The sequence below is a fragment of the Sphingobium sp. genome, from assembly GCF_035511395.1.
Taxonomy (GTDB): Bacteria; Pseudomonadota; Alphaproteobacteria; order Sphingomonadales; family Sphingomonadaceae; genus Sphingobium.
On sequence record NZ_DATKFP010000303.1, the window covers coordinates 1 to 12,256 of the forward strand.

15 protein-coding genes and 1 riboswitch are annotated in these 12,256 nt (G+C 66.1%); of the genes, 1 reads left to right on the forward strand and 14 read right to left on the reverse strand.

Annotation, left to right across the window (positions count from 1 at the left end; all coding sequences use genetic code 11):
• Positions 1-19 precede the first annotated feature (19 nt).
• From VMR39_RS21295 to bdcA, 10 genes are all read right to left on the reverse strand, one after another.
• Positions 20-319: a DUF938 domain-containing protein gene (locus VMR39_RS21295; RefSeq protein WP_414712569.1), complete on the reverse strand. Its 300-nt coding sequence runs from the start codon at positions 317-319 to the stop codon at positions 20-22.
• 68 nt (positions 320-387) lie between these two features.
• Positions 388-675, reverse strand: coding sequence for a hypothetical protein (locus VMR39_RS21300; protein WP_325418849.1), 288 nt, complete (start codon positions 673-675; stop codon positions 388-390).
• Between the two features lie 55 nt (positions 676-730).
• On the reverse strand, positions 731-1,447 hold the full coding sequence (locus VMR39_RS21305) for a DUF938 domain-containing protein (RefSeq protein WP_325418851.1): 717 nt from the start codon (positions 1,445-1,447) through the stop codon (positions 731-733).
• A complete protein-coding gene (gcvPB, locus tag VMR39_RS21310; protein ID WP_325418853.1) occupies positions 1,444-3,018 on the reverse strand; it encodes an aminomethyl-transferring glycine dehydrogenase subunit GcvPB in 1,575 nt (524 codons plus the stop codon). The genes VMR39_RS21305 and gcvPB overlap by 4 nt, the downstream gene beginning before the upstream one ends.
• Entirely contained in the window at positions 3,015-4,373 is a 1,359-nt protein-coding gene (gene gcvPA, locus VMR39_RS21315; protein WP_325418855.1) for an aminomethyl-transferring glycine dehydrogenase subunit GcvPA, read from the reverse strand. The genes gcvPB and gcvPA overlap by 4 nt, the downstream gene beginning before the upstream one ends.
• Positions 4,374-4,504: 131 nt before the next feature.
• Positions 4,505-4,876 (reverse strand): glycine cleavage system protein GcvH, encoded by a 372-nt coding sequence (gene gcvH / locus VMR39_RS21320; protein WP_179041332.1) that lies wholly within the window; start codon positions 4,874-4,876, stop codon positions 4,505-4,507.
• Between the two features lie 34 nt (positions 4,877-4,910).
• Positions 4,911-6,074 (reverse strand): glycine cleavage system aminomethyltransferase GcvT, encoded by a 1,164-nt coding sequence (gene gcvT, locus VMR39_RS21325; protein WP_325418858.1) that lies wholly within the window; start codon positions 6,072-6,074, stop codon positions 4,911-4,913.
• Positions 6,075-6,252: 178 nt separating this feature from the next.
• Positions 6,253-6,352: riboswitch (glycine riboswitch) on the reverse strand.
• Positions 6,353-6,438: 86 nt separating this feature from the next.
• Positions 6,439-6,735, reverse strand: a complete 297-nt coding sequence (locus VMR39_RS21330; protein WP_325418860.1) for a hypothetical protein — start codon at positions 6,733-6,735, stop codon at positions 6,439-6,441.
• 116 nt (positions 6,736-6,851) lie between these two features.
• The gene (locus VMR39_RS21335; protein ID WP_325418862.1) at positions 6,852-8,012 is read right to left on the reverse strand and encodes a deoxyguanosinetriphosphate triphosphohydrolase; all 1,161 of its coding nucleotides are present in this window, start codon (positions 8,010-8,012) and stop codon (positions 6,852-6,854) included.
• Positions 8,013-8,166: 154 nt separating this feature from the next.
• Positions 8,167-8,880, reverse strand: a complete 714-nt coding sequence (bdcA, locus tag VMR39_RS21340; protein ID WP_325418864.1) for an SDR family oxidoreductase — start codon at positions 8,878-8,880, stop codon at positions 8,167-8,169.
• Between the two features lie 72 nt (positions 8,881-8,952).
• Here bdcA and VMR39_RS21345 point away from each other — a divergent pair, with 72 nt between their 5' ends.
• Entirely contained in the window at positions 8,953-9,546 is a 594-nt protein-coding gene (locus VMR39_RS21345) for a TetR/AcrR family transcriptional regulator (protein ID WP_325418866.1), read from the forward strand.
• 6 nt (positions 9,547-9,552) lie between these two features.
• Here VMR39_RS21345 and VMR39_RS21350 read toward each other — a convergent pair whose 3' ends face one another.
• The 4 genes from VMR39_RS21350 to VMR39_RS21365 all read right to left on the reverse strand — a co-directional run.
• On the reverse strand, positions 9,553-10,542 hold the full coding sequence (locus VMR39_RS21350) for a nucleotidyltransferase family protein (protein ID WP_325418868.1): 990 nt from the start codon (positions 10,540-10,542) through the stop codon (positions 9,553-9,555).
• A complete protein-coding gene (locus VMR39_RS21355; protein ID WP_325418870.1) occupies positions 10,539-11,402 on the reverse strand; it encodes an HprK-related kinase A in 864 nt (287 codons plus the stop codon). Before VMR39_RS21355 ends, VMR39_RS21350 begins: the two co-directional genes overlap by 4 nt.
• Positions 11,399-11,686, reverse strand: coding sequence for an HPr-rel-A system PqqD family peptide chaperone (locus VMR39_RS21360; protein ID WP_325418872.1), 288 nt, complete (start codon positions 11,684-11,686; stop codon positions 11,399-11,401). Before VMR39_RS21360 ends, VMR39_RS21355 begins: the two co-directional genes overlap by 4 nt.
• Before the next feature lie 62 nt (positions 11,687-11,748).
• Positions 11,749-12,256: glycosyltransferase (locus VMR39_RS21365; RefSeq protein WP_325418874.1), on the reverse strand; the 508-nt coding region annotated here is incomplete at its 5' end.

A 12,256-nucleotide genomic window follows, 5' to 3' on the forward strand; every position in this document is an offset into this window, starting at 1 on the left:
AAACGAACGGAGATAGGATTCAACCCGTCCCTTTCCGAAAAAGCAGCGACAGATTGTTCGCCGGCATCTCCACCAGCAGGTCGAACGCCAGCCCCTGCGCCTGCGCCGCAGCGATCACATCCTCCATTGCGCGCAAACCCCAGCGCGGGTCGCGGGCTTTCAGCGAGGCGTCGAAAGCGACGTTGCTGGGCGCGGTGTCCACGCCGTCACGCAGATAAGGACCGTAAAGATAGAACAGACCGCCGGGCGGCAATATGGCCCCTGCCCCTTTCAGCAGACCAAGGGTCGCCTCCCACGGGCTGATATGGATCATGTTCATGGTGGTTAACTACACCACTTAACCGTCGGACCAGCTTGGGTGGGGAGCGAACTGTGAGGTGGTCCGAATCACAATCGTCTTTGTCGACGAATATCTGCAATTGCGACCCAGCAATGAAGCGCCATTGTCGTAAATACTGGCAGCATGGGCCACAGCCGATCTTCTGGAGGGTCGGTGATGAAAAAGGTGATGAAAGCGCCGACCGACAACAACGCAACGCTTGCCAATCTGACCCTGGTTAACGGCCAATATCTATAATCGAAGCTCGTCATCTTTTGCGCTGCGCCGTTCACTATCACCCAATCATAGATTGGAGCGCCGATCAGCGCAGCTATGATCGCTTCTCGCAATGCCATATCCGCAACCTAGCACATCAAATCCGAGGTCCGCTATTGGCCGTTTCCAGACGCCTTAGCGGCTACGGTAAATCAGCGTGAGGTTGTTAGCTGGCATTTCTACTCGCCGGGTCCGCTCGAACCCAAAATCAGCGGCAACGCGATCAACGTCAGCCACATCACGCAGACCCCACTCCGAGTTACGCTCCTTCAACGACCGATCGAACGCCAAATTCGACGGAGCCGTTTCAACGTCACTCTCGATATATGGACCATAAAGGATCAATGGAGCACCTGAGGGTAGCAAATTCGCACAGCCCCTAAATAGCCCAACGGTCGCCGCCCATTCGCTTATGTGAACCATATTGATGCACAGGCAAGCAGCGTAACCTGCTGACGTTGCGCCCTCACAACTGTTTGACTGCATGTTGATGCAGAGGATCGCATCGGCGTGCGCGATCGGCCAGTCGTCGGCGGCGTCGAGCCGGATCGGCTGGCGGAGATTGGAGAGGGCCGCGTTGGCGCGCCATGCCGCGATCGAGGCCAGCGCAGCCGGGTCGGGGTCGCTCGGCTGCCAGTCGAGATCGGGAAAGGCGCCCGCGAAATGAACGGCATGTTCGCCGCTACCGCTCGCCACCTCCAGCACGAGGCCGGAGGCCGGGAGCGCATCACGCAGTATCGCGACGATGGCGTCGCGGTTGCGCTCCGTGGCGGGGGCATGGCGCCTGAGATCAGGCTGCCCCGCCGAAACGGGGCCGGAACCGGGTTCCCACGGCTCCGGCCCGTTCGTCATTCGGCCGCTTCCGCCAGCGCCGGCTCGGTCCAGGTGAGGACCGGTTTGCGCGCGGCCAGCGTCTCGTCGAGGCGACGGCGCGGGGCGAAATAGGGCGCGCCCTTGAGCGCTTCGTCCCCGGCCTTGGCCCGCTGCGCCAGGCTGCGCAGCGCCAGGATGAACTGGTCGAGCGCGGCCTTGCTCTCCGTTTCGGTCGGTTCGACCAGCATCGCACCATGGACGACCAGCGGGAAATACATGGTCATCGGGTGGAAACCTTCGTCGATCAGCCCCTTGGCGATGTCGAGCGTGGTGAAGCCCTCGGCCAGCCCCTTGTCGCTGAACAGCGCCTCATGCATGCACGGGCCGCTGCCGCCGAACGGCGCGTCGAGCACATCGTCCAGGCTGCGCAGGACATAGTTGGCGTTGAGGACGGCGTCCTCCGCCACCTGACGCAGGCCGTCCGCGCCGTGGCTCAGGATATAGGTCAGCGCGCGGGTGAACATGCCCATCTGGCCATGAAAGGCGCTCATGCGGCCGAAGCTCTGCGGCATTTCCTCGCCGACATTTTCCTCCTCAATGAGGTGGATCGTGCCGTCGGCCATGCGCGCGGTGTAGGGCAAGGGACCGAAGGGCGAGAGCGCTTCGGACAGCACTACCGGACCCGAACCGGGACCGCCGCCGCCATGCGGGGTGGAGAAGGTCTTGTGCAGGTTGATGTGCATCGCGTCGACGCCCAGGTCGCCGGGGCGGACCCGGCCGACGATGGCGTTGAAGTTCGCGCCGTCGCAATAGACGAAAGCGCCGGCGGCATGGACCGCATCGGAAATCACCTTCATGTCGCGCTCGAACAGGCCGCATGTGTTGGGGTTGGTGATCATCACCGCCGCGACATCGGGGCCAAGGCGCGCCTTGAGCGCCTCCACATCGACGCGGCCGTCCCGGGTCGCGGGAATATCCTCGACCTTATAGCCGCAAAAAGCCGCCGTGGCGGGGTTGGTGCCGTGAGCGCTTTCGGGCACCAGCACGACGCTGCGGGCATCGCCCCGCGCTTCCAGAGCGGCGCGGATGCAGAGCAGGCCGCACAGTTCGCCATGGGCACCGGCCTTGGGCGTCATCGCGACACCGTGCATGCCGGTCAGCGTGATGAGCCACATCGCCAGTTCGTTGATGACGCCCAGCGCGCCCTGCACCGTCGACTGCGGCTGAAGCGGATGGATGTCGGCGAAACCGGGCATCCGCGCGACCTTTTCATTCAGGCGCGGGTTGTGCTTCATGGTGCAGCTGCCAAGCGGGAACAGGCCAAGGTCGATGGCGTAGTTCTGACGCGACAGGCGGGTATAATGGCGCACCGTCTCCTGCTCCGACAGGCCGGGCAGGCCGATGCCGTCGGTGCGGGCGAGGTTGCCGAGGCGGCTGGCGACTTTGGGCGCGTCAGCGAAATCTACGCCGGTGGTGTGGCAAGAGCCGATCTCGAAGATCAGCGCTTCCTCCAGCATCAGCGCGCGGTTGCCGGTGGCGGTTGCCGGGGCTGCGCCAGCATCGTTGACGGCCTGCGGTGCGGTGGGGCGGCCTTCCTTCAGCATGGTCATGCCAGTTCCTCCTCAAGCGCCTTGGCAAGGGTTTCGATATCCTCCGGCGTCACCGTCTCGGTAACGGCGACGACCAGGCCGTTGCCGATTTCCGGCGCGGCCGGGAACAGGCGGCCGAGCGAGACGCCAGCCAGCACGCCCTTGTCGGCGAGGGTGCGGACGACGTCGCGCGCATCCTTGGACAGGATCAGCGTGAATTCGTTGAAGAAGCTGTCGTTGAGCAGCGTCACGCCAGGCACCTGCGCCAGACGGTCGGCCGCCTGCACGGCAAGGCCGTGGTTCAGCATCGCCAGTTCGCGCAGCCCCTTTTCGCCGAGCAGCGTCATATGGATGCTGAACGCCAGCGCGCACAGGCCCGAATTGGTGCAGATGTTCGACGTCGCCTTTTCGCGACGGATATGCTGCTCACGGGTGGAGAGCGTCAGCACATAACCGCGCTTGCCCGCCGCATCGACGGTTTCACCGCAGAGGCGGCCCGGCATCTGGCGGACATATTTCTGCTTGCACGCGAACAGGCCGAGATAGGGACCGCCGAACTGGAGGCCGACGCCGATCGACTGGCCTTCGCCCACGACGATGTCCGCGCCCATGGCGCCGGGCGCCTTGATCGCACCGAGTGCGACCGGCTCGGTGACGACCGCGACCAGCAGCGCGCCGGCCGCATGGGCGGCGTCGGCGAGCGGGGTCAGGTCGGCGATGCGGCCTAGAATGTCGGGATATTGGACGACGATGCAGCTCACATCCTTGTCGATAGCGGCGATCAGCACGTCGATATCGGTCGCGGCGTCGAGGGTCGGCGCCTTATGCTCCAGCACGTCGCCGGTGAATTTCGCCATGGTGTTGGCGACCGAGACATAATGGGGGTGCAGGCCCGACGACAGCAGCGTCTTGCCGCGCTTGGTGATGCGGCGGGCCATGCCGATCGCTTCCCAGCAGGCGGTCGAGCCGTCATACATGGAGGCGTTGGCGACGTCGCAGCCCAGCAGGCGGGCGACCTGGGTCTGGAATTCGAACAACACCTGCAACGTGCCCTGCGCGATTTCCGGCTGATAGGGCGTGTAGGCGGTCAGGAACTCGCCGCGCTGGATCAGATGATCGACGCTGGCGGGTACATGATGCTTGTAGGCGCCAGCGCCCAGGAAGAAGGGCGCCTCCCCTGCCGACAGATTCTTGCGCGCCAGAGCGGCCATGTGGCGTTCGGCCGCCAGTTCGCTCGCATGATCGGGCAGGCCGGCGATGGTGCCAGTCAGGCGGGCTTCGGCGGGCACGTCCACGAACAGGTCGTCGATCGACGACGCGCCGATGACGGACAGCATTTCCTGCCGGTCGGTGTCGGTAAGGGGTAGGTAGCGCATTTCCAAAAACTCCCCCCTCCGCCCATCATCTCCTCTCCCGCTTGCGGGAGGGGCCGGGGGAGGGTCTGTTGAGGAGACGGCGTAGCACGCCCTCCCCTAGCCCCTCCCGCCAGCGAGAGGGGGACTGCAACTTAAAGCGAGGCCACGAACTTCTTGTAGGCGGCTTCGTTCATCAGGCCTTCCAGCTCGCTGGCATCGGCGATGCGCAGCTTGAAGAACCAGCCATCTTCCTCCGCGTCGCTGTTGACGAGGGCAGGCTCGTCTTCCAGCGCGCTGTTGCTCTCGACGACTTCGCCCGAAATCGGGGCATAGACGTCGGACGCGGCCTTGACCGATTCCACGACGGCGGCGTCGTCGCCCTTTTCGAAGGTCGTGCCTTCGGCGGGCAGTTCGACGAACACGATGTCGCCCAGCTGTTCCTGCGCATAGTCGGTGATGCCGACGGTGGCGATGTCGCCCGCAACGTCGATCCATTCATGTTCGTCGGTGAAATAACGGCTCATGGATTTACTCCCCGGAATGATGTGCTTGGAAAATTCAGGCCTTGCGGCGGTAACGATGCGGAACGAACGGCATCGGCGCAACCGTGGCGGCGATCCGCTTGCCGCGGACTTCGATTTCGAGCGCGGTCCCTTCCGCGCTGTGCGGCAGGCTGACCCAGCCCATGGCGATCGGCGCGCCCACCGACGGCGCGAAGCCGCCCGACGTGACTTCGCCCACCTGCGCGCCGCCGGCATAGATCTGCGCGCCTTCGCGGGCGGGCAGGCGGCCTTCGATCCGCAGGCCGACACGCCTGGAACCCGGACCGTCGGCCAGTTCCTTCATCACGCGGGCATGGCCGATGAAGCCGCCTTCCTCGCGGCGGCGCTTCTGGATGGCGAAGCCCAGGTCCGCGCCGATGGTGCTGACGGCAGGCGTCAGGTCATGGCCGTAGAGCGGCAGCCCAGCCTCCAGACGCAGCGAATCGCGCGCGCCAAGGCCGATCGGCTTCACCTGCGGCAGGTCGCACAGCGCGTCCGCCAGCAGGGTGACGTCGGCGGCCGGAACGCTGATCTCGAACCCGTCCTCGCCGGTATAGCCCGAGCGGCTGATCCACAACGGGACGCCGCGCCAGCTGAACGGACCCGACTGCATGAAGATAAGGTCGGCGGTTTCGGGAATGAGCGTCGCCAGCGCCTCGCCCGCTTCCGGGCCTTGCAGGGCGAGCAGCGCCTGCTCGTCCATGTGATTCATGACGACGTCGTCGGGCAGATGCTCGATCATCCAGCCCATATCGTCATATTTGGTCGCGCCGTTGACGACCATGTAGATGGCCGCGCCGTCGAAGGCGCCGTCTCCGGGGCGTGAGACCATCAGGTCGTCCAATATACCGCCTTCCTCGTCCAGCAGCATCGAATAACGCTGGCGGAAAGGCTTCAGCCCCTTGATGTCGCTGGGCAGCAGATGCTCCAGCGCGTCGTCCACGGCCTTGCCGTCGCTCTCGTCGGAAAAGGCGATCTGGCCCATATGGCTGACGTCGAACAGACCGGCATGTTCGCGGGTCCAGCTATGCTCGGCCATGATGCCTTCATACTGGATCGGCATATGATAGCCCGCGAAGCCGACCATACGCGCGCCCTTGGCGCGGTGCCAGCCATCCAGCGGCAGCTCCTGCAACGGCAGTTCTTCTTCGAGATGGGCGACGTCGTCGATGCCGGACATGATGCGGCCTTTCCGTGCAGGAGGTTGGTAGCGACAGCATAAAGCGGCCCGGAGTCGGACCTGTTACAACTGCCACCCCCTCTGTCACGGAACCTGAGAGCTTTGACCAGCGGCCGTGCGGCCACATGGCTTACCCCTTCGGTGGGACGGAAAAAACGTCCGCTTTCCAGAGTGCCTTGAGCGCGATGCGGTCCTTTGGCCTGAGAGATTCCGGGGCGGTTGCTCCTTCGGCGACGGGGTGGCCTCAAAGGCTTCCCATGCTCTCCCGCATCGTGCCCGACGGACGAATCCGCCGGAGACACTTGTGCATTGCGTCAAAGGATCGGGCGCGTCAATCGCTCTTATGCCACCGGGCGGGCCGGTATCATGCCCGATCGGATCGCTCTTCTTGCGCAAGACGCTGCGCCATGGCGCGGGCAGCGGCGCGGCATGCATCGAGTTCGCCCTGAGCGGCCGGGTCCGCCAGGGTGAAGTCGGCGAAACGCTCCTCCCCCTCGAACAGGGCGAGAAAGCGCTCGACCCCGTTGAAATTGGAGTCGGCGATCATGCGGTGGATCAGGTCGATCCGGTCCAACCAGAGGCGGTCGCCCTGCCCGCGCAGCAGGCGGGAAAGATCGTCGAGCTGGGCGGCAAAGGCCGCGATCTGGGGATGAAGTGCCATGGGCAATGGCTATGCCGAGTGCGGGGCGGCGGCAAGTGCGGGTCGGGGAACGGATCGTTTCCGCACAGCATGGAACCCAAATCCGTTCGGGCGAACGGCGTTGGCGAGGCGGAAACTTACACCTCCACCACGGCCTTCCCGTAGATCTCCGCATGGCGCTTCTCCGCATAGCGGTCGGTCATGCCGGCGATGAAATCGGCGATGTGGCGGCTGCGGGTCGGTTCCTCCAGCGCGCAATCGTCGCGCCATTCCTCCGGCATCAGCGCCGGTTCTGCCTGATAGGCGCGGAACAGGTCGGTGACGATCACCCGCGCCCGGTCGGCGGCGGCCAACTGGTCGGGATGATGGTAGAGCGTCGCATACATGAAGCGCTTGAGGTCGCGCTCCTGCTGTTCCAGTTCGGGCGAGAAGGCGACCAGCGTGCGGCCGAGCGCGCGGACATCCTCGACCGTCTCGACGCCCGATTCCGCGATGTTGCGCCGGGTCGCATCGATCAGGTCGTTGGCCATCACGCCGATCTGCTCGCGCACCAGTTCGCGCAACAGCCTGTCGGTCGCTACATCGGGATAGCGGGCGCGCACCCGGTCCCAGCAACCGCGCACCAGCGGCACCTCCAGCAACTGGTCGAGCGTCAGCAGCCCCGCGCGCAAGCCATCATCGATGTCATGATTGTCATAGGCGATATCGTCGGAAATCGCCGCCAGCTGCGCCTCCAGCGAGGCATGGCTGGTGAGATCGAGCGGATAGAGCGCATCCAGCTCGCGCATCGCCCAACCCGGATTGGCGATCGGGCCATTATGCTTGGCCAGCCCCTCCAGCATTTCCCAGCTGAGGTTCAGCCCCCGGAAGCGGGGATAAGGGCTTTCGAGCAGCATCAGCGTGCGCAGCGTATGGGCGTTGTGATCGAAGCCGCCATGATCGTCGAGCGCGACTTCCAGCGCATCCTCGCCCGCATGGCCGAAGGGCGGATGGCCGATGTCGTGGGCCAGGCAGAGCGCCTCGGTCAGATCCTCGTTCAGCCGCAGCGTACGCGCGGTGGTGCGACCGATTTGCGCGACCTCCAGGCTGTGGGTCAGGCGGACGCGGAAATGATCGCCGTCGGGCGACACGAACACCTGCGTCTTGTGGCGCAGCCGGCGGAACGCGATCGAATGGATGATCCGGTCGCGGTCGCGCTGGAACATGTCGCGCGGCCCGCGCATCTCCCCGCCCGGCTCGGCATGAAGGCGGCCGCGACTGGCGGCGGGATGGCAGGCATAGGAGGCGAGCATGGTCATGCGCCGCCTCTTAGACCAGTATCGGACGGGATAGAACGGCTACTGACGTGCGGACCGGCATATTTGCGCGTTTTCCATGGCCGGGCGGTGGAGAGCCTGCTTCCCGGCTCCTCCCCTGCCAGGGGGAGGATTTTTCAGCCCGCTTCGTCCCGCTTCAGGCGCCGAAGCCGCCGTCGATCGTGTGCAGCGCGCCGGTGATGATACCGGCTTCGGGTCCGGCAAGATAGGCGGCGAGACCGGCGATCTCCTCCCCCGTCGCGTGGCGCTTGATCGCCATGAAGCCGTGCATCGTGGTGGCCATCGGCCCGTCTTCCGGGTTCATGTCGGTATTGGTCGGGCCGGGCTGGATGATGTTGACGGTGATGCCGCGCGCGCCGAAGTCGCGGGCCAGACCACGGGCCATGCCCTGAAGCGCCGACTTGGTGAGCGCGTAAGCCGCGCCGCCCTCGAACGGCATGCGATCGCCATTGACCGATCCGATCACGATGATGCGGCCGCCGTCGCGCATCTGCCGCGCGGCCTCGACAGCGGCGTGGTAGGGCGCGCGGACATTGATGTCGATCATGCGGTCGACCGCGTCGGCGTCGAGCGTCAGCGGATCGCCCAGCACCAGCGCGCCGGCATTCACCACCAGGATATCGAGCGGCCCCTGTCCCGCCACCACGTCGACCACCTGCTGGCGATCGGCCGCGTCGGACTGGATCGCGGTCGCGCCGGTTTCGGTCGCGAGCGCCTGCGCGGCATCATGCGATCCGGCATAGGTGAAGGCGACCTGCGCGCCGTCGCCGGCGAAGCGACGGACGATGGCAGCGCCGATGCCGCGGCTGCCGCCCAGAATGAGGGTCTTCCTGGAAGTGAAATCGGTCATGTCCTGTGTCCTTGAGATATTTGTAATGATCGCTATATATATTAACGAAAGTTCGGTTCAAGGATTTTTGTAGTGATCGATAAAGAAAAATCGAAGCCTCGTGGAAGGCCGCGGCAATTTGATCGCGACGCCGCGCTGGATCAAGCACAAGCGCTGTTCCACGCCCATGGCTATGAAGGGGTAGGCGTCGCCAGTCTGGCCGAGGCGATGGGCATCAATCCGCCCAGCCTCTACGCCGCGTTCGGCAGCAAGGCGGAACTGTTCGGCGAAGTGCTGGGCCACTACGCCCGCAGCGCCTTGCCGGTCGACGATCTGCTCGCGCCCGGCAGCGATCCGGCACAGGCCCTGACGCGCCTGCTGCACGAGGCCGCGACCATCTATGCCGCCGATCCGCAGGCACCGGGATGCCTGGTGCTGGAAGGCGCACGCGGCGCGGACCGTCAGGCAGCGGGGCTGGCCTGTACATGGAAGGCGGCGAGCCGGGAGCGGGTGCGCGACTATCTGCGCCCGGTGCATCCGGGCCAGGCGGATGTCGTGGCGGACTATATGGTCGCGATCATGTCGGGCATGTCCGCCGACGCGCGCGGCGGGATGCCGGCGGCGCGGCTGGTCGCCGTCGCCGACATGGCAGGCCTCGCAATCAAGGCGATGCTGGCCAACGCCTAACCCATATTATTGCGGGCGATGCCCCTTGCGCCATTTGGTCCAGAGGTGGCGCGCCAGCATCGTCGGCGGCATCCGCAGCCAGTGTGAGCGGACGTAGAAGCCGAACACCAGCAGCTTGCGCACTTCCTGCCCCCAGCCATTGCGGGCGAGCAGCCGGGCGCGCACCAGCCGGTCCCAGAGGGTCAGCCGCGCGCCGTCGCCATAGATGGCGGCGGCAAGGCGCCCGGCCTGCCGAACATGGGGCAGCAGGCCGTGCCGCGCCGCACGCGCCTCCAAGGCCGCCGGGTCCACATCGGGCAGCAGGCAATATATATCCCACAGGTTCCGCAGGCCGCCCTGCAAATCGCCGTCCGCCAGCATGTGCGCGGCCGAATGGATGATCCGGTCCTCTCGTGAGAGAATATATAATCCATCGGTTATTTCGACGGCGTCGGCGATCATCGCGGCGGCATCGGGCGTCTGGCGCGCGGTCAACGGCAGCACGGTATGATGCACGTCGATCATCCGGTCCCGCTCGCGATGGATCAGCGGGGGCAGTTCGTGCATCCACTGGCGATAATAGGCGTCGTCATAGGGGTCGGGCTTCACCCATTCCCATCCCGCCGCCATCATCGCCTTCTCCGCCACCGGCATGGCGTCGCGCGGCACGAGAATGTCGAGATCGCCGATGAAGCGCCCCTGCCCCGCGCGCAGCCGGGCCGCGACATAGGCCGTGCCCTTGAGCAGGATGGTCGGCACGCCGGTGCCGCGCAGCGCATCGACGCAGCGATCGGCTTCCCACAGCGCCTGTCGCGCTTCCCGGTCGGTGTCGCGCACGGCGTCGGCCAATATCGGGGTGACGGGCGACGGCACGGCGATGCCCGCCAGACGATGCGCCAGCGTACCGATCAGCCGTTCGGCGCGCGCGGCTGCGATCAGATGGTTCCAACCCGCGGGGTCCAGCCCGCCGACCGAGGCGGGATCGCGCAGCGTGTCGACCAGCAGCGCGGCGCTCATGCCACCTCTCCCCAGAGCTGGTCGACCATCTCGAACGCCGCCTCGCCCGAAGGGAAGTCGATCGCCCGCGCGGGAACGGACTGCACGAAGCGGGTGAGCGCGGCGAAGCCCGGCTCGCCCAGCGCCACATAATTGGTCGACGCCTGCGTCAGGCGCATGAAGATTTCGCCCTGCCCCACCGCCCGGACGTCGGCGTCATGGCCGAAACGGGGGAAGAGCAGCAGCGCGGGCTTTCCGCCCTGCGTCATGCGGGCGACGGCATCGGCGCGCGGCACCATATGGCGGATATCGCCCTTGGCCGTGGCGCGGAGCATCGGTCCCATGCGCGCGTCGCCGACCGCGCCCTCGACCACGTCGATCGCGCGATTCTTGAGCGAGACGAGGCGGGGAAAGGGCAGGATCGCGCCACTGTCGAGATCCAGTAGCGCGAACTCATCCCCCATCAGCCGCCAGCCGCGCTCGCCCAGCAGGGCGGCGAGCGTCGACTTGCCCGAACCGGATTCGCCGGTCATCACCAGCACCCGGCCATCCTTCTCGACGCTCGACGCATGCAGCAGCAGATGCCGCCGCCAGCCGAGCGCCATCTGGAGGTTCATCCCCATTTCGGCGGCAAGCAACCCGTGCGACAGGCTCATCGGCGCGGCGTCGGCCAGCCCATGATCGCCGGTGATGAAAATGGACGGGCGCACCCAGCGCCGCGCGAGGCTGGTCGGCTGGAGCCGGACGGTGAAGTCGGCGATCGCGCCATCCACCTGCGGATAGGCGGCATAGAGGCGGGCGAGCTGGTCGATCGGGCCGGCCCAAGCCGATCCGATGCGAAAGGTCGCCGGGCCGATGCGCAGGGTCAGATTGTGCCTCATGCCGGGCGCACCAGACCGAGCGCCACCAGCGCGTCGAGATGCGCCGCGATTTCCGGCAGCGCCGCCTCGCGCGGGCCAAGGTCGAAATGCCGGGCGAGCCGGTCATGCAGGTCGGCGGCGCTGACCCGCTCGTCGATGTGCATCTGGTCCAGTATTTCGGGTACTGGGCTGATCACCATGTGGGTCTGGCCCGACCGGGGATGATAGAGGAGGACAAGGTCGTCGAGCACGCAGGCGCGCGTCGCGTCGCGCGCGTCCAGCCGATAATATCCTTTTGCGTCCACCTGCCGGCACTCCTGCTGCTACCCGCTTCCTAGCGAGGGAAGGTAGCCAAGTGCCTAACGCTTCAGGGGAAGGCGGGTGACAGTATAGGTGAGCGTTCCGGCTGGCGCGCGACCGAGGCGAAGGCGCGCAGATAGGCGTCGAGCGCGGAGGTCACGCCATGGTCGCGGACGGCATCCCTGAGCAGGGCGGGCGTCGCGGGACGGGCCAGCGCCCGCTCGATCGCGCGGGCGAAGGCTGCGGCGTCGCCCACCGGCACGGCGGGATGCTGGCCCGCCGCCGCCAGGATCGGCCGTATATTGGGCGTGCAGTCGGTCGCGACCACGCCCGCGCCACAGGCCAGCGCCTCGATCAGCGTGGCGCAAAGCCCCTCCCAGCGGGACGGCTGGAGCAACAGGTCCGCCTCGCCCATCAGTGCCGCGATCCGGTCGGGATCGCCGACATAGCCGATGAAGTCGATCCGGTCGGCGATGCCCAGCGCGTGCGCCTGCTTCTCCAGCGTATCGCGCAGCGGCCCGCATCCCGCGATCGTCAGCCGCCAGTCGAGATGCGGCAATTGCGCCAGCGCAGCG

Bases quoted from the DNA above. Each gene is read 5' to 3' on its own strand.
- VMR39_RS21295 (WP_414712569.1), bottom strand. From the start codon at position 319: ATGAACATGATCCATATCAGCCCGTGGGAGGCGACCCTTGGTCTGCTG.
- VMR39_RS21300 (WP_325418849.1), bottom strand. From the start codon at position 675: ATGGCATTGCGAGAAGCGATCATAGCTGCGCTGATCGGCGCTCCAATC.
- VMR39_RS21305 (WP_325418851.1), bottom strand. From the start codon at position 1,447: ATGACGAACGGGCCGGAGCCGTGGGAACCCGGTTCCGGCCCCGTTTCG.
- gcvPB (WP_325418853.1), bottom strand. From the start codon at position 3,018: ATGACCATGCTGAAGGAAGGCCGCCCCACCGCACCGCAGGCCGTCAAC.
- gcvPA (WP_325418855.1), bottom strand. From the start codon at position 4,373: ATGCGCTACCTACCCCTTACCGACACCGACCGGCAGGAAATGCTGTCC.
- gcvH (WP_179041332.1), bottom strand. From the start codon at position 4,876: ATGAGCCGTTATTTCACCGACGAACATGAATGGATCGACGTTGCGGGC.
- gcvT (WP_325418858.1), bottom strand. From the start codon at position 6,074: ATGTCCGGCATCGACGACGTCGCCCATCTCGAAGAAGAACTGCCGTTG.
- VMR39_RS21330 (WP_325418860.1), bottom strand. From the start codon at position 6,735: ATGGCACTTCATCCCCAGATCGCGGCCTTTGCCGCCCAGCTCGACGAT.
- VMR39_RS21335 (WP_325418862.1), bottom strand. From the start codon at position 8,012: ATGACCATGCTCGCCTCCTATGCCTGCCATCCCGCCGCCAGTCGCGGC.
- bdcA (WP_325418864.1), bottom strand. From the start codon at position 8,880: ATGACCGATTTCACTTCCAGGAAGACCCTCATTCTGGGCGGCAGCCGC.
- VMR39_RS21350 (WP_325418868.1), bottom strand. From the start codon at position 10,542: ATGAGCGCCGCGCTGCTGGTCGACACGCTGCGCGATCCCGCCTCGGTC.
- VMR39_RS21355 (WP_325418870.1), bottom strand. From the start codon at position 11,402: ATGAGGCACAATCTGACCCTGCGCATCGGCCCGGCGACCTTTCGCATC.